20 protein-coding genes are annotated in these 21,524 nt (G+C 66.8%); 16 read left to right on the forward strand and 4 right to left on the reverse strand.

The window, feature by feature from the left end; translation table 11 throughout:
- Positions 1–118: 118 nt before the first annotated feature.
- The 4 genes from BLA15945_RS32025 (at position 119) to dsbD (ending at position 4,000) form a co-directional block, all read left to right on the forward strand.
- On the forward strand, positions 119–1,096 hold the full coding sequence (locus BLA15945_RS32025) for a DNA-directed RNA polymerase subunit alpha (protein WP_006477176.1): 978 nt from the start codon (positions 119–121) through the stop codon (positions 1,094–1,096).
- A gap of 137 nt (positions 1,097–1,233) precedes the next feature.
- A complete protein-coding gene (gene rplQ / locus BLA15945_RS32030) occupies positions 1,234–1,629 on the forward strand; it encodes a 50S ribosomal protein L17 (protein ID WP_006477175.1) in 396 nt (131 codons plus the stop codon).
- A gap of 201 nt (positions 1,630–1,830) precedes the next feature.
- Complete coding sequence (cutA, locus tag BLA15945_RS32035; RefSeq protein ID WP_059232614.1) at positions 1,831–2,157, forward strand: divalent-cation tolerance protein CutA; 327 nt, start codon at positions 1,831–1,833, stop codon at positions 2,155–2,157.
- Positions 2,150–4,000: a protein-disulfide reductase DsbD gene (gene dsbD, locus BLA15945_RS32040; RefSeq protein ID WP_174994249.1), complete on the forward strand. Its 1,851-nt coding sequence runs from the start codon at positions 2,150–2,152 to the stop codon at positions 3,998–4,000. Before cutA ends, dsbD begins: the two co-directional genes overlap by 8 nt.
- A gap of 107 nt (positions 4,001–4,107) precedes the next feature.
- Here dsbD and hemB read toward each other — a convergent pair whose 3' ends face one another.
- Together hemB and yihA are read right to left on the reverse strand one after the other, a co-directional pair.
- Positions 4,108–5,106, reverse strand: coding sequence for a porphobilinogen synthase (gene hemB / locus BLA15945_RS32045; protein WP_174994250.1), 999 nt, complete (start codon positions 5,104–5,106; stop codon positions 4,108–4,110).
- A gap of 254 nt (positions 5,107–5,360) precedes the next feature.
- Positions 5,361–6,020 carry a ribosome biogenesis GTP-binding protein YihA/YsxC gene (yihA, locus tag BLA15945_RS32050; RefSeq protein ID WP_059232611.1) on the reverse strand — a complete coding sequence of 220 codons (660 nt, stop codon included), beginning with the start codon at positions 6,018–6,020 and terminating at the stop codon, positions 5,361–5,363.
- Positions 6,021–6,234: 214 nt separating this feature from the next.
- Between yihA and BLA15945_RS32055 the strand changes: the two genes are divergently transcribed.
- The 5 genes from BLA15945_RS32055 to msrQ all read left to right on the forward strand — a co-directional run bounded on the left by BLA15945_RS32055 (position 6,235) and on the right by msrQ (position 12,363).
- Positions 6,235–6,888, forward strand: coding sequence for a c-type cytochrome (locus BLA15945_RS32055; protein WP_059232610.1), 654 nt, complete (start codon positions 6,235–6,237; stop codon positions 6,886–6,888).
- 201 nt (positions 6,889–7,089) lie between these two features.
- On the forward strand, positions 7,090–9,306 hold the full coding sequence (locus BLA15945_RS32060) for a cytochrome c biogenesis protein ResB (protein WP_174994251.1): 2,217 nt from the start codon (positions 7,090–7,092) through the stop codon (positions 9,304–9,306).
- Between the two features lie 4 nt (positions 9,307–9,310).
- The gene (gene ccsB / locus BLA15945_RS32065; RefSeq protein ID WP_059232608.1) at positions 9,311–10,501 is read left to right on the forward strand and encodes a c-type cytochrome biogenesis protein CcsB; all 1,191 of its coding nucleotides are present in this window, start codon (positions 9,311–9,313) and stop codon (positions 10,499–10,501) included.
- A gap of 159 nt (positions 10,502–10,660) precedes the next feature.
- Entirely contained in the window at positions 10,661–11,656 is a 996-nt protein-coding gene (msrP, locus tag BLA15945_RS32070) for a protein-methionine-sulfoxide reductase catalytic subunit MsrP (RefSeq protein WP_174994252.1), read from the forward strand.
- Between the two features lie 20 nt (positions 11,657–11,676).
- Positions 11,677–12,363 (forward strand): protein-methionine-sulfoxide reductase heme-binding subunit MsrQ, encoded by a 687-nt coding sequence (gene msrQ / locus BLA15945_RS32075; protein WP_174994253.1) that lies wholly within the window; start codon positions 11,677–11,679, stop codon positions 12,361–12,363.
- Between the two features lie 81 nt (positions 12,364–12,444).
- On the opposite strand, the gene lptM is transcribed toward msrQ, so the two are convergent.
- Positions 12,445–12,720: an LPS translocon maturation chaperone LptM gene (gene lptM / locus BLA15945_RS32080; protein ID WP_059232605.1), complete on the reverse strand. Its 276-nt coding sequence runs from the start codon at positions 12,718–12,720 to the stop codon at positions 12,445–12,447.
- Positions 12,721–12,756: 36 nt separating this feature from the next.
- Here lptM and cyaY point away from each other — a divergent pair, with 36 nt between their 5' ends.
- Positions 12,757–13,083 (forward strand): iron donor protein CyaY, encoded by a 327-nt coding sequence (cyaY, locus tag BLA15945_RS32085; RefSeq protein ID WP_059232604.1) that lies wholly within the window; start codon positions 12,757–12,759, stop codon positions 13,081–13,083.
- 82 nt (positions 13,084–13,165) lie between these two features.
- On the opposite strand, the gene BLA15945_RS32090 is transcribed toward cyaY, so the two are convergent.
- The gene (locus BLA15945_RS32090) at positions 13,166–15,553 is read right to left on the reverse strand and encodes a penicillin-binding protein 1A (RefSeq protein ID WP_155627089.1); all 2,388 of its coding nucleotides are present in this window, start codon (positions 15,551–15,553) and stop codon (positions 13,166–13,168) included.
- Positions 15,554–15,779: 226 nt separating this feature from the next.
- Between BLA15945_RS32090 and BLA15945_RS32095 the strand changes: the two genes are divergently transcribed.
- From BLA15945_RS32095 to aroB, 6 genes are read left to right on the forward strand one after another with little or no spacing between them, the layout of a single operon-like run.
- Complete coding sequence (locus BLA15945_RS32095) at positions 15,780–16,703, forward strand: type IV pilus biogenesis protein PilM (RefSeq protein WP_174994266.1); 924 nt, start codon at positions 15,780–15,782, stop codon at positions 16,701–16,703.
- A complete protein-coding gene (locus BLA15945_RS32100) occupies positions 16,703–17,350 on the forward strand; it encodes a hypothetical protein (protein WP_059232601.1) in 648 nt (215 codons plus the stop codon). The genes BLA15945_RS32095 and BLA15945_RS32100 overlap by 1 nt, the downstream gene beginning before the upstream one ends.
- Entirely contained in the window at positions 17,347–18,213 is an 867-nt protein-coding gene (locus BLA15945_RS32105) for a pilus assembly protein (RefSeq protein WP_174994254.1), read from the forward strand. Before BLA15945_RS32100 ends, BLA15945_RS32105 begins: the two co-directional genes overlap by 4 nt.
- On the forward strand, positions 18,210–19,838 hold the full coding sequence (locus BLA15945_RS32110) for a type IV pilus secretin PilQ (RefSeq protein ID WP_059232599.1): 1,629 nt from the start codon (positions 18,210–18,212) through the stop codon (positions 19,836–19,838). Before BLA15945_RS32105 ends, BLA15945_RS32110 begins: the two co-directional genes overlap by 4 nt.
- Before the next feature lie 40 nt (positions 19,839–19,878).
- Positions 19,879–20,433 carry a shikimate kinase AroK gene (gene aroK, locus BLA15945_RS32115; protein ID WP_059232598.1) on the forward strand — a complete coding sequence of 185 codons (555 nt, stop codon included), beginning with the start codon at positions 19,879–19,881 and terminating at the stop codon, positions 20,431–20,433.
- Positions 20,430–21,509, forward strand: coding sequence for a 3-dehydroquinate synthase (gene aroB, locus BLA15945_RS32120; RefSeq protein WP_059232597.1), 1,080 nt, complete (start codon positions 20,430–20,432; stop codon positions 21,507–21,509). The genes aroK and aroB overlap by 4 nt, the downstream gene beginning before the upstream one ends.
- The last annotated feature ends 15 nt before the right edge of the window (positions 21,510–21,524 follow it).

A 21,524-nucleotide genomic window follows, 5' to 3' on the forward strand; every position in this document is an offset into this window, starting at 1 on the left:
TGACGGCCGAGGTACCCCGATTGCGATACGCAAGGAGGGGCCTCGGCTGTTTATTTTCTGGTTGTTACCGGTCAGCCTTATCGGTGTAACGAGCCGAGGGTATTGAAAAGGAAAGCCCATGCAAACCAGTTTGCTGAAACCCAAGATCATCGCCGTGGAATCGCTTGGCGAGAACCACGCGAGGGTGGTCATGGAACCGTTCGAACGCGGTTACGGCCATACCTTGGGCAATGCGCTGCGTCGCGTGCTGCTGTCGTCGATGGTTGGCTACGCGCCGACCGAAGTCACGATCGCAGGCGTGGTGCACGAGTACTCGACGCTGGATGGCGTGCAGGAAGACGTCGTCAACCTGCTGCTGAACCTGAAGGGCGTGGTGTTCAAGCTGCATAACCGTGACGAAGTGACGGTTACGCTGCGCAAGGAAGGTGAAGGCGTTGTCACGGCCGGCGATATCGAGCTGGCCCACGATTGCGAAGTCATCAACCCGAATCACGTGATTGCGCACCTGTCGAAGGGCGGCAAGCTCGACGTTCAGATCAAGATCGAAAAGGGTCGCGGCTATGTGCCCGGCAACGTCCGTCGCTACGGCGAAGACACGGCCAAGATCATCGGCCGCATCGTCCTCGACGCATCGTTCTCGCCGGTTCGCCGCGTGAGCTACGCTGTCGAAAGCGCACGTGTCGAGCAGCGTACCGACCTCGACAAGCTCGTGATGAACATCGAGACGAGCGGCGTGATCACGCCGGAAGAAGCGATCCGCCAATCGGCCCGCATCCTGGTTGACCAGCTGTCCGTGTTCGCGGCGCTGGAAGGCACGGAAACGGCAGCCGAAGCGCCGTCGCGTGCACCGCAGATCGATCCGATCCTGCTGCGTCCGGTGGACGATCTCGAGCTGACGGTTCGTTCGGCGAACTGCCTGAAGGCCGAGAACATCTACTACATCGGCGACCTGATCCAGCGCACGGAAAACGAGCTGCTGAAGACGCCGAACCTCGGTCGCAAGTCGCTCAACGAGATCAAGGAAGTGCTCGCTTCGCGCGGTCTCACGCTGGGCATGAAGCTCGAGAACTGGCCGCCGGCTGGTCTCGACAAGTAAGCCCGGTTGTAGCTGTAGTTGGCAAAGATGCGGATTTTCCTTTAAAATCCGCATCTTGCTTTTTTCACTACCGGCCCGTGCACCCGTCGAGGTGCGATAGAAGAGCTGGATCAAAACTTTGAATCAAGGAAACTGAAATGCGCCATCGTCATGGTCTGCGGAAACTGAACCGCACGAGCAGCCACCGTCTGGCTATGCTCCGTAACATGTCCAACTCGCTGATCGAGCACGAAGTCATCAAGACGACGCTGCCGAAGGCGAAGGAACTCCGTAAAGTCGTCGAGCCGCTGATCACGCTCGGCAAGAAGCCGTCGCTGGCAAACCGTCGCCTGGCGTTCAACCGCCTGCGCGATCGTGACTCGGTGGCGAAGCTGTTCGACGTGCTCGGTCCGCGTTTCGCGAACCGTCCGGGCGGCTACCTGCGCGTGCTGAAGTTCGGCTTCCGCGTGGGCGACAACGCACCGATGGCACTGGTCGAACTGCTCGACCGTCCGGAAGTCGACGAAACGGAAAACGTGCAAGAAGCTGAGTAAGCTTCCGGTACGCTGCAGTATCTGAAAGGGGCCGAGCAATTGCTTGGCCCTTTTTGTTTTTGACGCGCCGGCTGCGATCGATTGTCGCAGGCCGGCGCCGGCAGTGTTGCGCGGGCTGCGCTACGATACGGGCAACCGGCGTGATCGGAGGATAGGCAATTCGCGCCGGCAGGAGCCGTTAGACCAGCCAGGAGGGCTCGGATGATAGTGGTGCTGATGCTGACGACGGTGCCGGATGCGGCGACGGCCACGGCCCTCACCGACGGCGCGCTCGATGCGCGGCTGGCCGCGTGCGTGTCGGAGCTCGGTGCGATCAAGTCGCGCTATCACTGGCAGGGCAAGGTCGAAACGGCCGACGAGATCCAGTTGCTGTTCAAGACGAGCCCCGTGCGGGCGCTCGAACTGGAGCGATTTATTCTCGCGCATCATCCTTACGAGACGCCCGAAATCGTCTCGTGGCAGACGACGGCATCGGCCGCGTATGGCCAGTGGGTGACCAGCGAAACTCAACGTCTATTTCATGTTTAACGGTATGGCGCTTTTCGTGCGCGTGCGTGCGCTGCGGTTCCTTGCAGTCCTGTTGTCGTTCGTGTTCGTGCTGGGCGGCCTGTCCGTTGCGCGCGCGGCTGACGATTTCCTCGATCCGTCGGTTGCGTTCAAGTTCAGCGCGAGCGAATCGCCGGGACAGGTGGACATCCGCTTCAAGATCGCCAACGGCTATTACATGTACCGCGAGCGGTTCGCGTTCGCGGTGAAGAGCGGGCAGGCGACCCTCGGCGAGCCGCAATTCCCGGCCGGTCACGTGAAGTTCGACCAGACGTTCCAGAAGAACGTCGAGACCTATCGCGACGAAGTCGTCGTTCACGTGCCCGTGAAGCAGGCGGCAGGGCCGTTCGAGCTCGCGGTGACGTCGCAGGGGTGTGCGGACGAAGGGATCTGCTATCCGCCGGCCGAGCACGTCATGAAGGTCGATGGCGCCGCGCTCGGTGCAGCATCGTCGTCCGGCGGCGACACGGCCGCCGCGGGCAGCTGGTTCGACAAGGTCACAAGCGCCGATTTCGCGCAGTCGCTGCTCGAAGGGCACGGCTTCTTCACGATCGTCGCGCTGTACTTCGTCGCGGGTGTCGTGCTGAGCCTCCTGCCGTGTTCGTACCCGATGATTCCGATCGTGTCCGCGATCATCATCGGTCAGGGCACGCGTGCAACGCACGCACGCGGCTTTGCGCTGTCGCTGACCTATGTGGTCGGCATGGCGCTGGTCTACACGGTGCTCGGCATCGCCGCCGCGCTGGTCGGCCAGAGTCTCGGCGCGTGGCTGCAGAACCCGTGGGTGCTCGGCGCGTTCGGCGTGCTGCTGACCGCGTTCGCGGTGTCGCTGATCTCGGGCAAGGACTTCGCGCTGCCGGCGCGCTGGCAGAACGGCGCGGCGGAGGCTTCGAGCGCACGTCAGGGCGGCCACTTCGCTGCGGTCGCGGCGATGGGCGCGTTGTCGGCGCTGGTTGTCGGCGCGTGCATGACGGCGCCGCTATTCGCGGTGCTCGCCTTCATCGCGCACACCGGCAATGCGTTGCTCGGTGGGGCGGCGCTGTTCGCCATGGGCCTGGGGCTCGGCGTGCCGCTGCTGGTCGTCGGCGTCGGTGCAGGGACGGTGCTGCCGCGCGCAGGTGCGTGGATGGACGGAGTGAAGGTGTTCTTCGGCATCGTGCTGCTCGCGGCCGCGCTGTGGATCGTGTGGCCGGTGCTGGCGGGCGGCCTGAAGATGGTGCTCGCCGCGTTGTGGCTGCTGATCGCGGCCGCGGCGCTCGGCCTGTTCACGCCGAATGCCGGCGCCGCATCGATCTGGCGCCGCCTGGGCCGTGGCGTGGGCGCCGCGCTCGCGATCTGGGCTGCGACACTGCTCGTCGGCCTCGCCGCGGGCTCCACCGATCCCGTGAAGCCGCTGGCCGTGCTGGCGGCGCGCACGGTGGCATCCGGCGGGGCCGCGACGGCCGGCGCGGCCGCCGCGCAGGACGGTCCCGCGTTCGCATCGGTGCGTTCCAGCGGCGAGCTCGACGCGCTGCTGAAGACGTCGGGCCAGCCCGTGATGCTCGACTTCTACGCCGACTGGTGCGTGAGCTGCAAGGAGATGGAGCATCTGACGTTCACCGACGCGCGCGTGCAGGCGCGGCTCGCACAGCTCCACCTCGTGCGCGCGGACGTCACCGCGAACAACCCGGACGATCAGGCGCTGCTCAAGCGCTTCAACCTGTTCGGGCCGCCGGGCATCATCTTCTTCGATCGCAGCGGTAACGAGATCGGGCGCGTGGTCGGTTATCAGGCGGCCGAGACGTTCCTGCGCAGCCTCGATCGGGCCGCTGTCCCGACGGTATGACGAACCGGGACGCTCGATACGGCTGCCGCCTCGATCGGCGGTAAGCAAAAAAACGGCGGAACACCGAAGTGTCCCGCCGTTTTGCATCGTGCCAGCCGGCGCAGCGCTCAGCGCTGCGCTTTCAGCAGGCGCGCCGCATCGAGCGCGAAGTACGTGAGCACGCCGTCGGCGCCCGCCCGCTTGAACGCGAGCAGCGATTCGAGCACGACCTTGTCGTGGTCGAGCCAGCCGTTCATTGCGGCCGCCTTCAGCATCGCGTATTCGCCGCTTACCTGGTACACGTAGGTCGGGAAGCGGAACTCGTCCTTCACGCGGCGCACGATGTCGAGATACGGCATGCCGGGCTTGACCATCACCATGTCGGCGCCTTCGTCGATGTCGAGGCGCACTTCGCGCAGCGCCTCGTCGCTGTTCGCCGGATCCATCTGGTAGGTCATCTTGTTGCCCTTGCCCAGGTTGGATGCCGAGCCGACCGCGTCGCGGAACGGGCCGTAGAACGCCGATGCGAACTTCGCCGAATAGGCCATGATCCGCGTGTGGATGTGACCGTCGCTTTCCAGCATTTCACGGATCGCGCCGATGCGGCCGTCCATCATGTCCGACGGCGCGACGATGTCGACGCCGGCTTCAGCTTGCGCGCGTGCCTGATCGATCAGGATCTCGATCGTGTCGTCGTTGATCACGTAGCCGTTTTCGTCGAGCACGCCGTCCTGGCCGTGGCTCGTGTACGGGTCGAGCGCGACGTCGGTCAGCACGCCGAGCTCGGGGAAGCGCTTCTTCAGCTCGCGCACCGCGCGCGGAATCAGGCCGTCCGGGTTGGCTGCCTCGCGGCCGTCGGGCGTCTTCACCGACGGGTCGATGGCCGGGAACAGCGACAGCACGGGCACGCCGAGTTCGACGCATTGTTCGGCGACGTGCATCAGCAGATCGACGGATACGCGCTCGACGCCGGGCATCGACGGCACCGGCTGCCGTTCGTTGGTGCCTTCGACGACGAACACCGGGTAGATCAGGTCGTCGGTGGTCAGGCGGTTTTCGCGCATCAGGCGGCGGGAGAAGTCGTCGCGGCGCATCCGGCGCGGACGATGAAGCGGATGGAAGCTCATGGGCGATTGGGCAGAAATCAGGGCGGTAAGGACCTTACGGAACCCTTAGGTGATTTTTGGGAGCGTTGGTATATGATAGCGATCGAGCGGCACGCGTAGCGTGCAGCTCCCCGCTTCTCCTCCCTGAGCGGGTGCCTGTCGTTTTTCGATTAGGCTGTTTGACCCGCCGTTTAACGGCGGGTTTTTTTATGAGCCGGCCGAATCCGCAGGCGCCGTCAGGAGCGCGCCGCCGATCCCGGCCGCGCGTTGCCCGATCATTGTGCTACAGGCTCGCTTTTTTCGTCGGCGACCGACGGCCGCAGCCAGCTCTCGATCAGCGCGTGCGCTTCGTCGAGCCCCGTGCGCTTCAGCGCGGAGAACAGCTGGACCGTCAGCTTGCCCTGGACGCCCTGGTCGCGATACGCATCGAGCCCCTTTTGCGTGGTCCGCAGCGCATTGATGCTTTCCTGGCGCGTCAATTTGTCGCACTTGGTCAGCAGCGTGTGGATCGGCTTGCCGGTCGGCGCGAACCACTCGATCATGCGGCGATCGAGGTCGGTCAGCGGACGGCGCGAATCCATCATCAGGATCAGGCCGCAGAGCTGCGAACGCGTCGCGAGGTAGGACGACAGCAGCATCTCCCAGTGCGCCTTGGCGGCACCGGGCACTTCCGCGTAGCCGTAGCCGGGCAGGTCGACGAGGTTCGCGACGGGCTCGGCGGCCGGGCCGACGGAGAAGTAGTTGATATGCTGCGTGCGGCCGGGCGTCTTCGACGCGAAGGCCAGCCGCTTCTGGTTGCACAGCACGTTGATCGCCGTCGACTTGCCGGCATTCGAGCGGCCCGCGAACGCGATTTCCGGCTGGACCGTCGGCGGCAGGTCGCGCAGATGGTTGACGGTCGTGTAGAAGCGGGCTTGATGGAGCAAAAAGGCCATGGGAACCGGAAGGACGGGCGGCGCGAGCCGCTTGGTGGAGGCGGGGTAGCCCCGATAGGCGCGGGAGCTTTCAACACGATATTGTACAATACGGCGGTTTTACCAAAGGCCACCTGGCGCCTGCCTCGCGCTTTTATGTGGCTTCTGCGGTAGACTGGTCGCCGTCGTTTTTTGCAGAACCTCAAATTCCCACAAGACGAAACAGGGTGTGCGAATGAATCGACTGTGCAAGTCTCTGATGGTGCTTCAGGTTGCAGCAGGGTTCGTAGGTTTCGTAGCGGAGGCAAACGCGGCAGATGCGGCCAAGCCGGATCTCGACCGCGGCAAGGCGATTGCCGGGCAGGTCTGCGCGTCGTGTCACGGCGCCGACGGCAATAGCGCGTCGGGCAGTTTCCCGAAGCTTGCCGGCCAGCATCCCGAATATCTGGTCAAGCAGTTGAACGACTTCAAGGCGCAGCCGGGCGCGAAGGGGCCGGTGCGTAACAACGCGGTGATGGTCGGCTTCGCGAGCGCGTTGAGCGCGGACGACATGCGCAACGTCGCCGCGTACTACGGGTCGCAGACGACGAAGCTCGGTACCGCACGCGATGCGGCGACCGTGCCGGTCGGCCAGAAGATCTATCGCGGCGGCATCGCGGAGAAGGGCGTACCTGCCTGCGCGAGCTGCCACGGGCCGACGGGCCAGGGGATGCCGATCCAGTATCCGCGCCTGTCGGGGCAGTGGGCCGATTACACGGTCGCGCAGTTGACCGCGTTCCAGCAGGGTGCCGGCGCGCGTAACAACAACGAGGCGATGCATCAGATCGCCACGCGCCTGTCGGACAACGAGATCAAGGCCGTCGCGGATTACATCGCGGGCCTGCGTTGACCGGTCGGTCGCGAATGGAATGACCGGTCGCCCGAAGGGCGGCCGGAGTCAGAACAAGAAAAGGGTGGGGCGCCGCACCGTTGCGGCCGCCTTGCCCTTTTTTGTTGGCACTCGCCGGGCCGTCCCGAGCGTGCCGATCGCCCCCTTGGGGGCAGCGAACATAGTGAACGTGGGGGCTGTTTCCCCTGAGTCGGAGTTTGAATGAGCGTTACCACGTCGGGGTTGCAGTCGAAGTCGGGTCAGGGTGCGTCGAAACGCGCGGTCGAGCTGTTGAGCTCGATGCGCTTCGCGATTGCGCTGCTGGTGGTGTTGTCGATCGCGAGCATCATCGGCACGGTCCTGACCCAGGACGATCCGTATCCGAACTACGTGAACCAGTTCGGGCCGTTCTGGGCGGACATCTTCCGCTCGCTCGGCCTGTACAACGTGTACAGCGCGTGGTGGTTCATGCTGATCCTGATCTTCCTCGTCACGTCGATCTCGCTGTGCGTGATCCGCAACGCGCCGAAGATGCTCGCCGACGCGAAGAGCTGGAAGGACAAGGTCCGCGAAGGCAGCCTGCGCGCGTTCCATCACAAGGCCGAGTACACGGCATCCGGTACGCGCCCGACCGTCGCGGCCACGCTCGCCACGTTCGTCACCAAGGCCGGCTACAAGCACGTCGTGCGTGAAACCGACGGCGCGACGCTGATCTCCGCGAAACGCGGCGCGATGACCAAGTGGGGCTATATCTCTGCGCACCTCGCGATCGTCGTGATCTGTATCGGCGGCCTGCTCGACAGCAACCTGCCGATCAAATTCCAGATGTGGATGTTCGGCAAGAGCCCGGTCAACACGAGCGCGACGATCAGCGAGATCTCGCCCGACCATCGCCTGTCCGCGTCGAACCCGACGTTCCGCGGCTACGCGTGGGTGCCCGAGGGCCAGTTCGTATCGACCGCGATCCTGAACCAGCCGAGCGGCTCGCTGATTCAGGACCTGCCGTTCTCGATCCAGCTCAACAAGTTCATCGTCGACTACTACACGACGGGCATGCCGAAGCTGTTCGCGAGCGACATCGTCGTGATCGATCGCGAGACCGGCCAGAAGATTCCGGCGCGCGTCGAGGTCAACAAGCCGTTCACGTACAAGGGCGTGTCGATCTACCAGTCGAGCTTCCAGGACGGCGGCTCGCAGATGCAGATGACGGCCTACCCGATGACGGGCGGCAATGCGACGACCGTCCCCGTGAAGGGCACGATCGGCAGTTCGGCGCCGCTGCAGGTGCCGGGCGCCGACGGCGACACGATCGAGTTCTCCGATTTCCGCGCGATCAACGTCGAGAACATGGCCGACGCGAGCGGCAAGCTGGACGTGCGCGGTGTCGCGACGACGAGCTCGCTGAAGGAAGTGTTCGACGAGCGGCTCGGCTCGGGCGCGAAGACGTCGAAGCCGACGCAGCTCCACAACATCGGCCCGTCGGTGCAGTACAAGATCCGCGGCAAGGACGGCCAGGCGCGCGAGTTCAACAACTACATGCTGCCCGTCGACATGAACGGCGAGCGCGTGTTCCTCGCCGGTGTGCGCGCGAGCCCGAACGATCCGTTCCGTTACATGCGGATCCCGGCCGACAGCCAGGATTCGATCGGCGAATGGATGCGCCTGCGCGCCGCGCTGGAGGATCCGGCCGTGCGTGCCGAGGCCGCCGCGCGCTTCGCACAGCGTTCGCTGCCGGGCACCGACGCATCGCTGCGCGGCCGCCTGCAGGACAGCGCATCGAAGGTGCTGACCCTTTTTGCCGCGAGCGACGACAGCGTCGGCCGCGGCGCCGACGGCCAGCCGGTCGGCGGCTTCCAGGCGGTGGCGACGTTCATCGACCGCTCGGTGCCGAAGGCCGAGCAGGAGAAGGCGGCAAGCCTGCTGCTGCGCATGCTCGAAGGCTCGATGTGGGAGGTCTGGCAGATCGCGCGCGAGCGCGCCGGCGAGCCGGCCGCCCAGCAGGGCACCGAGACGATCCGCTTCGTGCAGAACGCGATCAACGCGCTATCCGACAGCTTTTTGTATGGATCGCCGGTCTATTTGCAGCTTGATTCATTCAAGCAGGTGCAAGCTTCGGTATTTCAGTTGACGCGCGCACCCGGCAAGAATCTGGTGTATCTTGGCAGCCTGCTGCTGGTCGCCGGCATCTTCTCGATGTTCTACGTGCGCGAGCGGCGCCTCTGGTTCTGGCTGAAGGATGCCGGTTCGGGCGTCGATGTGGTGATGGCAATGTCCACGGCCCGCAAGACCTTCGATTTCGAGAAAGAATTCGTGCAGACGCGCGACGCGGCCGGTGTCGCCTTGCGCGCCGCACCTCGCGACGCCGCGCCCACCGGTGCGGCTTCGACGGCCCGCCCGCCTGCCGGCAGCGGTTCCGATTCCGAGAATTCCACCCGGTAACATCATGGATCTCACGCAAGTTTCCTCTTCCCGTGCGGCGTCGGCCCAGGCGCCGGTTTCGTCGCCGCTGTTCGACGAACGTCCGTTTTTCGCGCGCCTGTCGCTGTTCGACTGGCTGTTCGCACTGGCGCTCGTGGTAGGCGCGGGCTATGCGCTCGTGCACTACAACGCGCACATGGATTATTACGACAAGGCGGTGATGGTCGGCACCGTGCCGGCGCTGATCGCGCTCGGCTGGCGCTGGAAACCCGCGCGGCTGATGATGGCGTCGATCGCCGTGCTGTCGCTGCTGTCGATCCAGATCTACCAGGGCGATCTCGCGCGCGCCGATTCGGCGTTCTTCCTCAAGTACTTCCTGTCGAGCCAGTCGGCGATCCTGTGGATGAGCGCGCTGTTCGTGCTCGCGACGATCTTCTACTGGATCGGCCTGCTCGCGCGCTCGGAAACGGGCGCCGCGATCGGCCAGAAGCTCACGTGGGTCGCCGTGCTGATGGGCTTCACGGGGCTGATGGTGCGCTGGTACGAGTCCTACCTGATCGGGGCGGACGTCGGCCATATTCCCGTGTCGAACCTCTATGAAGTGTTCGTCCTGTTCAGCCTGATCACCGCCCTGCTGTATCTGTATTACGAAGGCCACTACGGCACGCGTTCGCTCGGCGCGTTCGTGCTGCTGGTCATCAGCGCGGCAGTCGGCTTCCTGATGTGGTACTCGGTCGCGCGCGACGCGCAGCAGATCCAGCCGCTCGTGCCGGCGCTGCAAAGCTGGTGGATGAAGATCCACGTGCCGGCGAACTTCATCGGCTACGGCAGCTTCGCGCTGTCGGCGATGGTGTCGGTCGCGTACCTGATGAAGGAGCGCGGCGTGCTCGCCGATCGCCTGCCGACGCTCGAAGTGCTCGACGACGTGATGTACAAGTCGATCGCGGTCGGTTTCGCGTTCTTCACGATCGCGACGATCCTCGGCGCGCTGTGGGCGGCCGAAGCGTGGGGCGGCTACTGGAGCTGGGACCCGAAGGAAACCTGGGCGCTGATCGTGTGGCTGAACTACGCGGCGTGGCTGCACATGCGGCTGATGAAGGGCCTGCGCGGCACGGTCGCGGCATGGTGGGCACTCACGGGCCTGCTGGTCACGACGTTCGCGTTCCTGGGCGTCAACATGTTCCTGTCCGGGCTGCACAGCTACGGCAAGCTGTAAGATTTCCGCCGCTCGTCCGACTATCGAACCGCCGGTGCACTGCGTGCCCGGCGGTTTTGTTTTGTAACGGGCGGGCGAACCGGGCGTCGAACGGCGCATGACGGGCCGGGTCGAACGCTCATGAAGCATGCGCGCCGCGCATGCAGGAGGAGCTGCACGATGTGGATCAAACGCCCTTTGCGGAACGTACTGACGGGCGGTGACATTGCGCCCAGCGAGATCACGCCGCGCGCGGTATTCGAGAACCGGCGGCGCGTATTGCAGGCGGCCGGCCTCGCGGCGGCGGGCGGGCTGCTCGGCGGCAGCGGCGCGGCATTCGCCGCCTATGCGTCGCCCGACGCGCGGGCGGCGAAGCTCGCGGCCAGGACGAACCCGAAGTTCGTTGCCGCCGACAAGGTGACGCCGTTCAAGGACATCACGTCCTACAACAACTTTTACGAATTCGGCACCGACAAGAGCGACCCGGCGCAGAACGCCGGCACGCTGCGGCCGCGCCCGTGGCGCGTGAGCGTCGAGGGCGAGGTGCAGCACCCGAAGGTCTTCGATCTCGACGAACTGCTGAAGCTCGCGCCGCTCGAGGAGCGCGTATACCGGCTGCGCTGCGTCGAGGGATGGTCGATGGTGATCCCGTGGGTCGGCGTGCCGCTGTCCGAGCTGATCAAGCGCGTGCAGCCGACCGGCAACGCGAAATACGTGCAGTTCGTCACGCTGGCCGATCCGTCGCAGATGCCGGGCCTGTCGACGCCCGTGCTCGACTGGCCGTATTCGGAAGGGCTGCGGATGGACGAGGCGATGAACCCGCTGACGCTGCTGACGATGGGCGTCTACGGGCAGGTGTTGCCGAACCAGAACGGCGCGCCGGTGCGGATCATCGTGCCGTGGAAGTACGGCTTCAAGAGCGCGAAATCGCTCGTGAAGATCCGCTTCGTCGACAAGCAGCCGAAGACGAGCTGGAACACGTATGCGTCGAACGAGTACGGCTTCTACTCGAACGTGAACCCGAACGTCGATCATCCGCGCTGGAGCCAGGCGACCGAGCGGCGCATCGGCGAGGACGGCTTCTTCACGCCGAAGCGCAAGACGCTGATGTTCAACGGCTACGGAGATCTCGTCGCGTCGATGTATCAGGGCATGGACCTGAAAAAGAACTTCTGAGCGCGACAGTGAGAAACGACATGCCTCCTTCGACGCTCACGCCCGCGCGTGCAGCGGGCGCCGGACCGGCAGCACGCACGACGCGGGCCGGTGCGGTCCGCTCCGCTGCGCCGCGCTGGCTCGCGCCGGCCAAGGTGCTGGTGTTCGCGGCCGGCCTCTATCCGCTCGCGCGTCTCGTGCTGTTCGGGCTGACCGACCGGCTCGGCGCGAATCCGATCGAATTCATCACGCGTTCGACCGGCCTCTGGACGCTCGTCTTGTTGTGCGTCACGCTTGCCGTCACGCCGCTGCGGCGCATGACGGGCTTCGCCGCGCTGCTGCGTTTTCGCCGAATGATCGGGCTGTTCGCGTTTTTTTACGCGACGCTGCACTTCACGACCTACCTGTGGTTCGACAAATGGTTCGACGCGGTCGCGATCCTGAAGGACGTTGGCAAGCGCCCGTTCATCACGGTCGGCTTCGCGGCGTTCGTGCTGCTGATCCCGCTCGCGGCGACTTCGCCGCGCGCAATGGTGCGCCGGCTTGGCCGTCACTGGGCGACGCTGCACAGCGCGATCTACGCGATCGCACTGTTCGGTGTGCTGCACTTTTGGTGGATGCGGGCCGGCAAGCACAATCTTGCGCAGCCGAAGCTGTACGCGGCGATCGTCGCAATGCTGCTCGGCTGGCGGTTGCTCGCGTGGGGATGGCGGCGCGTGCGCGCGTGACGGCGTGGCCCGGAAAAACGAAAGGCGATGACCGGGAAGTCATCGCCTTGTTTCACCAGCCGCGCGGGCAGCGTGGCGTCGTTACTTCGCGGCCGGGCCCGATGCCGGTGCGGGCATGGTCGACGGGCTGCTCGACAACTCGGGGGACAGCGTGAGCGGCGAACCCGACGTATCGGGTGTATCGTCGGACGACGCGTTTTCATCGGTCGGTTTCACGTCCGACGGCGGCGTATTCTGCTGCTGGAGTGGCTTGGGCATCGGAGGCACGGTGGGCAGATAGAGCGCGCCGCTTTGACCGCAGCCGGCAAGAATCGCCAAAGCCGCTACAATCGCGCTCATCCGGAAAACGACTCGCATGATCGTCCCTGAACAATTGAACCGATAGAGTTTAGCATGTCCGATACCGATTACCTGACCCGTGCCGAGGCCGTGCTGATGGCCGTCGAGCGTACCGTCGACACCGCCAACGACGGCGACCACGACATCGATCTCGAGCGTAACGGCAGCGTCCTGACGCTGACGTTCGAGAACGGCTCGAAGATCATCGTCAACCTGCAGCCGCCGATGAAGGAAGTGTGGATCGCCGCGAAGGCGGGTGGATTCCACTACCGTTTCATCGACGGCGAATGGCGCGATACGCGCACGGGCACCGAGTTCTTCTCGGCGCTCACCGAATACGCGACCCAGCAGGCCGGCCTGCCGATCACGTTCGGCGCGTGACGCGCCGGGGCCCGGATCCCGAGCATCGCAGCCAAAGAAAAAGCGCCCCGCGGGGCGCTTTTTTCATGCCCGGGGCCGGGTGTCAGTGGCCGCGGAACAGGTTCATGATGTCCTGCTTTTCCTGCTCGTCGACGTGCGGCACGGCCTCGTCGACGTTCTGGGCAGCCGGCGCCTGCGGCACGCCGACCGTCGACACGAAGCCGTGGCCTGGCGTGAACTCGGAGAAGTACAGCTCGCCGCCGAGCGATTCGACGCCGTCCGGCACCGTCGGCTTGAACTCGGGCACGCCCTTCAGCGCCGCGCCCATGTACTCGATCCAGACGGGCAGCGACAGGCCGCCGCCGGTTTCGCGATCGCCGAGGCTGCGCGGATTGTCGTAGCCGATCCACGCGATCGCGGCGAGCGTGTGCTGGTAGCCGGCGAACCACGCGTCGTGCGAGTCGTTCGTCGTGCCGGTCTTGCCCGCGAGGTCGGTGCGCTTCAGGATGTTGGTCCGCGCGCCCGTGCCGCGCTGCGCAACGCTTTGCAGCAGGCTGTTCATCACGTATGCGTTGCGTGCGTCGATCGCACGCGGCGCATTCTGCTCGGCGACGAGCGGCTGCGCGCGCGCGACGATCGCGCCGTTCGGATCGGTGACTTCGGCGATCAGGTACGGATTGACGCGGTAGCCGCCGTTCGCGAACACCGAGTACGCGCCGGCCATCTGCAGCGGCGTGACCTGGCCGGCGCCGAGCGCCATCGGCAGGTAGGCCGGATGGCGCTCGGCGTCGAAGCCGAAGCGCGTGATGTACTGCTGCGCGTACTTCGTGCCGATGTGGTTCAGGATCCGGATCGACACGAGGTTGCGCGAGCGCTGCAGCGCGGTGCGCATCGACATCGGGCCTTCGAAGCCGCCGCCGTAGTTCTTCGGTTCCCACGGCTGGCCGCCCGTTTCCGCGGCGCTGAAATACAGCGGGCCGTCGTTTATCACGGTAGCCGGCCCGAGGCCCTTGTCGAGCGACGCCGAGTAGATGAACGGCTTGAACGACGAACCCGGTTGCCGCCACGCCTGCGTGACGTGGTTGAACTTGTTCTTGTTGTAGTCGAAGCCGCCGACGAGCGAACGGATCGCGCCGTCCTGCGGGATGATCGACAGGAACGCGCCTTCAACCTGCGGCAACTGCGTGATCGACCATTTGCCGGTGTCGTTCTTCACGACGCGCACGATCGCACCGGGGCGGATGCGGCGGTTCGGCTGCGCGTTGGCCGACAGCGCGCCCGACGCGAAGCGCAGGTTGTCGCCCTCGATCGTCGCGTTGCTGCCGTCGATGAACGAGACCGTGATCTGGCGCGGGCTCGCGGCCGTGACGACCGCGGCGATCAGCTCGCCGTTGTCGGGGTGCTCGAGCAGCGCGTCGTCGATCGCCTGTTCGCGGTCGTCGGCACCGGCCGGCAGCTCGATGAAGCCTTCCGGCCCGCGATAGCCGTGGCGGCGCTCGTAATCCATGATGCCCTTGCGCAGCGCGGTGTACGCGACCTGCTGGTCGGCGGAATCGATCGTCGTGACGACGTTGAAGCCGCGCGTGTAGGTCTCCTCGCGGTACTGCGCGTACATCATCTGTCTGACCATTTCCGCGACGTACTCGGCGTGCACGCTGAAATCGCGGCCCGGGCCCTTGACGACGAGCGGCTGCGCGACGGCTTCGTCGTACTGTTCGCGCGTGATGAAGTTCAGCTCCAGCATGCGCTGCAGGATGTATTCCTGGCGCACCTTCGCGCGCTTCGGATTGACGACCGGGTTATACGCGGACGGCGCCTTCGGCAGCCCCGCGAGCATCGCCGCTTCCGCGAGCGTGATGTCCTTCAGGTCCTTGCCGAAATAGACCCGCGCGGCGCTCGCGAAACCATACGCGCGCTGGCCGAGATAGATCTGATTCATGTAGACCTCGAGAATCTGATCCTTCGTCAGCGCACGCTCGATCCGGTACGCGAGCAGCATCTCGTAGATCTTGCGCGTGTAGGTCTTTTCGCTCGACAGGAAGAAGTTGCGTGCGACCTGCATCGTGATCGTGCTCGCGCCTTGCGACGCGTGGCCGTTCGTCAGCGCGACGAAGCCGGCGCGGATGATGCCGGTGAGGTCGACGCCGCCGTGATCGTAGAAGCGCGCGTCCTCGATCGCGAGGATCGCCTTCTTCAGCGAGTCGGGCACGTCCTTGAAATGGACGACGTCGCGGCGCTCCTCGCCGAATTCGCCGATCAGCACGTGATCGGACGTATAGATGCGCAGCGGCACCTTCGGGCGGTAGTCGGTCAGCGCGTCGAGCGACGGCATGTTCGGCCAGGCGACGACGAGCGCGTAGCCGAGCACGAGGCCGCCGGCCACGACGAGGGCCACGCACATCGCGGCGAAGCCGAGCAGGACTTTTTGCCACCAGGGCCGCTTCTTCGGCTCCGGGGCGGGAGGCGGGGACGTAGGAGTCGTGGATTGCATAGGCATACCGGAAAACAGTCCCGCGATTATAGCTGCCCGGTAAGACCGGTCCTGACGCGGTGGCCGCCCGCGGGAAAGCCGCGGGTTGGCGTGCTGCCAGCATAACCCTTGCGCGGCCGCCGCAAGCCGATGCTGGCCGTTCGGCCGACTGTCGGCCGCGCGCGCCGCTTTGCAGAATCAGGTCTCGGAAACGCGGCATGGGCCGCGACGATTTCGGGAGGCGGGCATGACGGGACGATGGGTGGCGCGGTTCGCGCAGGGCAGGCACCGGTCGACGGGAATCGACGTCGGGGCGAACGAGGTGAGGGTGGCCGTGCTGAGCCGGCGCGGCAGGGACGCGGAGGTGCGCGTCGAGGGGCTCGAGCGGGAGCCGGTCGGGCTGGCGGGCGGGCCGGAAGACGCGCGCTGGGCAGCGGTCGCGCGGTCGCTGGCGGCAGCGGTGTCGCGGTTGTCGGCGGCGGACGTGCGGTGCGACACGCGCGGCGTGATGGCGTTGCACGATGACGAGATGCGTACCGCGACGCTCGACCTGGCCGGGCGGGACGATATCCCGGACGCCGCGCGGCAGGCGGCCGAACGCATCTCGGGGCTGGCGCCGGACAGTCTCGCGTTTGACTGGCGGCACTACGGCGGCGCGCGGTCCGGCGAGATCGCGGTGGCCGTGGCTCCGCTCGTGCTGCTCGGGCGGCGGATCGACGCGGCCGCGCAGGCCGGTATCGACCTGACGGTGATCGATGGCGAGTCGGCCGCCGTGCTGCGCGCGTTGCGCTATGCCGCGCAGTTCGAACTCGATGCGCAGGGCGCCTACTCCGTGCTCTGGTTCTGCGACTCGGGCGTGCGCGCCTGGCGCGTCGAAGGCTCGCTGGCCGTCCCGGTGCTCACGCTGTCCGGCACGCTGCAGGAGGCGCTTCCCGATGCGTTGCGCCAGCGCCCGTTCGGGGCTGTGCGTTGCGTATTCGTCGCCGGGGATGAGCGGTGTATCGCCCGCTTCGAGACGTCCTTCGCCGAGATTGGCGACGTGCTCGGCGCGGCAGTGGTGCCATTCGACTGCACGGGCTGGGACGGGCAGCCGCGCGTGCCTGCCGGCATGCCGGGCGGCCCGGCGTTCGCCGTCGCGTTCGGGCTGGCATTGCGCGGGGTGTGGAAATGATGGCCGGTTGTGCGGCGTCGGCAAGCGTGAGCGACGCGGCTGCGGCCGATCCGGCGGCGCTCGGCGGCTTCAACCTGCTGCCGTACCGCGAGCGGTTGGCGCAGGCGTTGCGGCGTCGCCGGGCCGTGCAGTGCGGCGCGGCGATCCTGCTCGGCGTGCTCGGCACCGGCCTGTGGACGGGCGCTGCCGTGTTGTCGCGGTGGCGGGTGGATGCCGAGCGGTCAAGCGTGGAGGCTCGGCTGCGGCAGTGGCAGCCATTGGTGGCGGCGGCGACGCGTGCCGCCAATGCAGCCGACGCCATCGCGCAGCGCGATGCGCAGGCAACGGCGCTTGCCGCGCCTTACCACCGCGTTGCCGGGCTGTTGGCAACCCTGACGCAGGTGCACACCGATCGTGTCCGGCTTGACGCGCTACGCGTGACATCGACCGGTGCCGTGCTCGATGCGCGCGCCGGGAGTTACCGGGCGGCCGCCCGGTGGCTCGCCGCGGTGGCGCGCGAACAGCGTGGCTGGCGGGTCGATATGGAGGCATTGAAACCTGCTTCGGATACGCCGGCTTCCACGGCCGGGATGCCATTCCGGTTCTCGGTTCAACTGCGCTGGCACGACGCGATGCCGTCGCGGAAGGCGGCGGGAGGTGGCGCATGACGTCGCTGACGCATCTGCCGGCGCTGCGCGGCGACACCCGGCCGGGCGGCAGGCTGCGCGTGTCGCCGGCGGTTGCACATGCCGCCGGTTGCGCACTGGCATTCGCGGCCGTGCTGGCAGGCGGCATTCATCTGGCGAATGCGGCCGACTGGAGCGGGCTGGCGCAGGGTCGCGTGTTGCTGGCCGCCGCGCAGGCGCGTGCGGCCGACGCGCAGCGCGTGCTTGCGTCCGCTGGGCAACGGCGCGACGGACATCGCGCGTCAGCGCGCGACGATCGCTTGCCGCACACGCCGGAGTGGGCCGCGCTGATGCTGGAACTGGCCGATCTCGCTGCGTCGAGCGGGCTGCACGGCGTATCGATCGAGCCGCAGCACACCGATGGCGCGGCGCCGGACGACCGGCGCACCGTGCGCATCGTCGCGGATGGCGGCTTTCGCGCGTTGCTGCATCTGGTTGGCGCGCTGCCGCGCTTCCCGGTACTGGCGGTACCGTCGGCGTTGCGTGTCGAGCGTGGCATGCCGGCGGCGCGGGTGGAAATGTCCGTCGACGTGTTTCCGGCGCTGCCGGCGATACCGGCCGCCGATGGCAACGTGCCGGTTCGCGCCGCTGCGCTCGACGCCGATCCGTTCGGCGAGGCCGGCCAGGTCGAGGCGGCGGGGCGGGCGGCCCGCCTCGCCGGCACGATTCGCGACGCGCATGCCGGTCTTGCGTTGTTCGACGACGGCGACGGCGCGTTCACGGCGATGGTGCCGGGCGAGGTGCTCGGGGCCGCACGCCTGGTGCGTGTCGACCCGGCGGCCGTGACGCTCGCGACGGCGGACGGATCGCGCCGGCTCGTCCTGGACGACGGAGGTCAGCCATGACGAAGCACGGTTGTTGGGTGCTGGCGATCTGGGCCGGCGTGGCGGCGGCCGGAGCCGAAGCATCGTTGCCGCCGCTGCCGACTGCCTGGCCTGCAGGGTCGACGGAGGGGCCGGGTTTGCCGCTGCCGTCCGACGGCATGGCAACCGGTGCGGGAGACGCGGTATCGGATGAAGCCGGCCCGCCGCCGTTCGACTGGATCACCCGCGCGGCCCGTCAGGCGGAAGCCGCTGTGCCGGCCCCCGCGCTGGAGGGGCCGCCGATCCCGCTGGCGCCGCCGGCCCGGATGAGCGACGCCGCGGCGCGCCAACCGGGCGATGCGGACGATGCGCGGCGGATCTCGCTGAATCTGCAGGGCGCCGGGCTCGCGGCCGCGTTCGACGCGTTCGCACGGTTCACGGGGCTCAATATCGTCGTCGGCGAGCAGGTGCGCGGCACGGTGACGTTACGTCTGAACAATGTGCGCTGGCGCGAGGCCTTCGACACGCTGCTCGACACACACGGGCTCGCGATGTCCCGGCGAGGTAACGTGATATGGGTCACACCGGCGGCCGATCTGGCCGCGCGCGAACGCGAGCGCTTCGAAATGCATGCGCGGGCCGCCGATCTGGAGCCGCTCGCGAGCCGGACGTTCGCGCTGCACTATCCGCGCGCGCAGGACGTGCAACGGCTGCTGGCCGGCGCGACCGGCCAGCGCCTGCTGTCGAAACGCGGCGCCGCGGCGGCTGATCCGCGCACGAACCTGCTGTTCGTCACCGATCTTGCGCCGCGCATCGCGCAGATCGCGGGTCTGATCGACGCGATCGACCGGCCGTCCCGTCAGGTCCGGATCGAGGCCCGCATCGTCGAGGGCGAGCAGGGCTTCTCGCGCAACCTCGGCGCTCGAGTCGCGCTGCGTGCGCAGGGGCGGCCGTCGTCGGGCGAGAGCGCCACGTTCACGGCCGACGCGCGCAACGCACTCGACCTGGCCGCGCGTCCGCTCGGCGGCTTCGACGCGGCGACCGCCGGCTTCACGCTGTTCGCCGCGCCGCTCAGCCGGGTACTCGACGTCGAATTGAGCGCGCTGGAGGCGCAGGGGCGGGGCCAGATCGTGTCGCGTCCGCGCGTGGTGACGGCCGACCGCGTCAAGGCCATCGTCGAGCAAGGCTCCGAGCTGCCGTATCAGGCGAAGGTGGGCAACGGCATGAGCGGCGTGCAGTTCCGCCGCGCGACGCTCAAGCTCGAGGTCGAGCCCCAGATCACGCCGGACGGCCGCGTGGTGCTCGATCTCGACGTGACGAAGGACAGCGTCGGCGAGCCGACCGCGGCCGGCCCCGCCATCCATACGAAGCATGTCCAGACGCGCGTCGAGGTCGAGAATGGCGGGACGGTCGCGATCGGCGGCATCTATGAGCAACTGAACCGGAACGATGTGACGCGCGTGCCGCTCTTGGGCAAAATACCGTTTCTGGGCGCGCTTTTCCGGCACCGCGCGCAGCGCGACCAGCGCAACGAACTGGTCGTGTTCATCACGCCGACCGTCGTCGATGCGCGCTGCGATGCGCGCGGCGCGGGCGACGCGGACGCCGATAAAACGGGGCCGGAAGCCGCCGGCGCAGGCTCGACAAGGCAGCCGCTTTGCCAGTAAGCTGCGCCACACACCAGCAAGATTCAAGCAGAGGAAGCCGTTGCAAGCGCGGGACCCACATGCAAACGTATTTTTCGTCGGCCTTATGGGAGCGGGTAAGACCACCGTGGGCCGTGCGGTCGCGCGTCGTCTCGACAGGACGTTCTTCGACTCCGACCACGAAATCGAGGCCCGCACGGGCGCGCGCATTCCCGTGATCTTCGAGATGGAGGGCGAGGCCGGGTTTCGCGATCGCGAAACGCAGGTGATCGCCGATCTCACGCAGCGCGAGAACATCGTGCTTGCGACGGGCGGTGGCGCGGTGCTGCGCCCGGAAAATCGCGACTGCCTGAAAAGCAACGGCATCGTCGTCTACCTGCGCGCCAATCCGCACGATCTGTGGCTGCGCACGCGCAAGGACAAGAACCGCCCGCTGCTGCAGACCGAAGATCCGAAGGGGCGTCTCGAAGCGCTGTACGAAGTGCGCGACCCGCTGTACCGCGAATGCGCGGATTTCGTCATCGAGACCGGCCGTCCGTCGGTCAACGGTCTCGTCAACATGGTGCTGATGCAACTCGAACTGGCGGGCGTCATCGCCAAGCCTCTACAAGCATGATTACTGTCAACGTCGATCTGGGCGACCGCGCCTATCCGATTCACATTGGTGCCGGCCTGATCGGCCGCACCGAGCTGTTCGCGCCTCACATCAAGGGTTCGTCCGTCACGATCGTCACGAACACGACGGTTGATCCGCTCTACGGCGACGCGTTGCGCGCGGCGCTCGCGCCGCTCGGCAAGCGCGTGTCGACGGTCGTGCTGCCGGATGGCGAGGCGTACAAGAACTGGGAAACGCTGAACCTGATCTTCGACGGCCTGCTGACCGATCACGCGGACCGCAAGACGACGCTCGTCGCGCTCGGCGGCGGCGTGGTCGGCGACATGACGGGCTTTGCCGCCGCGTGCTACATGCGCGGCGTGCCGTTCATCCAGGTGCCGACGACGCTGCTGTCGCAGGTCGATTCGTCGGTCGGCGGCAAGACGGGCATCAACCACCCGCTCGGCAAGAACATGATCGGCGCGTTCTACCAGCCGCAAGCCGTGATCGCGGACATCGGCGCGCTGACGACGCTGCCCGATCGCGAACTGGCGGCGGGCGTCGCCGAGATCATCAAGACCGGCGCGATCGCCGATGCGGCGTTCTTCGACTGGATCGAGGCGAACGTCGACGCGCTGAACCGTCGCGAGCCGGCGGCGCTCGCGCACGCGGTGAAGCGTTCGTGCGAGATCAAGGCGAGCGTCGTCGCGGCCGACGAGCGCGAAGGCGGCCTGCGCGCGATCCTGAATTTCGGCCACACGTTCGGCCACGCGATCGAGGCCGGGCTCGGCTACGGCGAGTGGCTGCATGGCGAGGCGGTCGGCTGCGGGATGGTGATGGCCGGCGACCTGTCGGTGCGGCTCGGGCTCTTCGACGAAGCATCGCGGCAGCGTCTCGACGCGGTGATCGCGGCTGCGCACCTGCCGACCCGAGCGCCCGCGCTCGGCGACGCGCGCTACATGGACTTGATGCGCGTCGACAAGAAAGCCGAGGCCGGCGCGATCAAATTCATCCTGTTGAAGCGATTCGGGGATACGCTGATCACGCAGGCGCCGGACGAAGCCGTATTCGCTACACTGGCGCAGACGACCCGCTAACGGCGGCCCGGATGC

This window comes from Burkholderia arboris (assembly GCF_902499125.1).
Taxonomy (GTDB): domain Bacteria; phylum Pseudomonadota; class Gammaproteobacteria; order Burkholderiales; family Burkholderiaceae; genus Burkholderia; species Burkholderia arboris.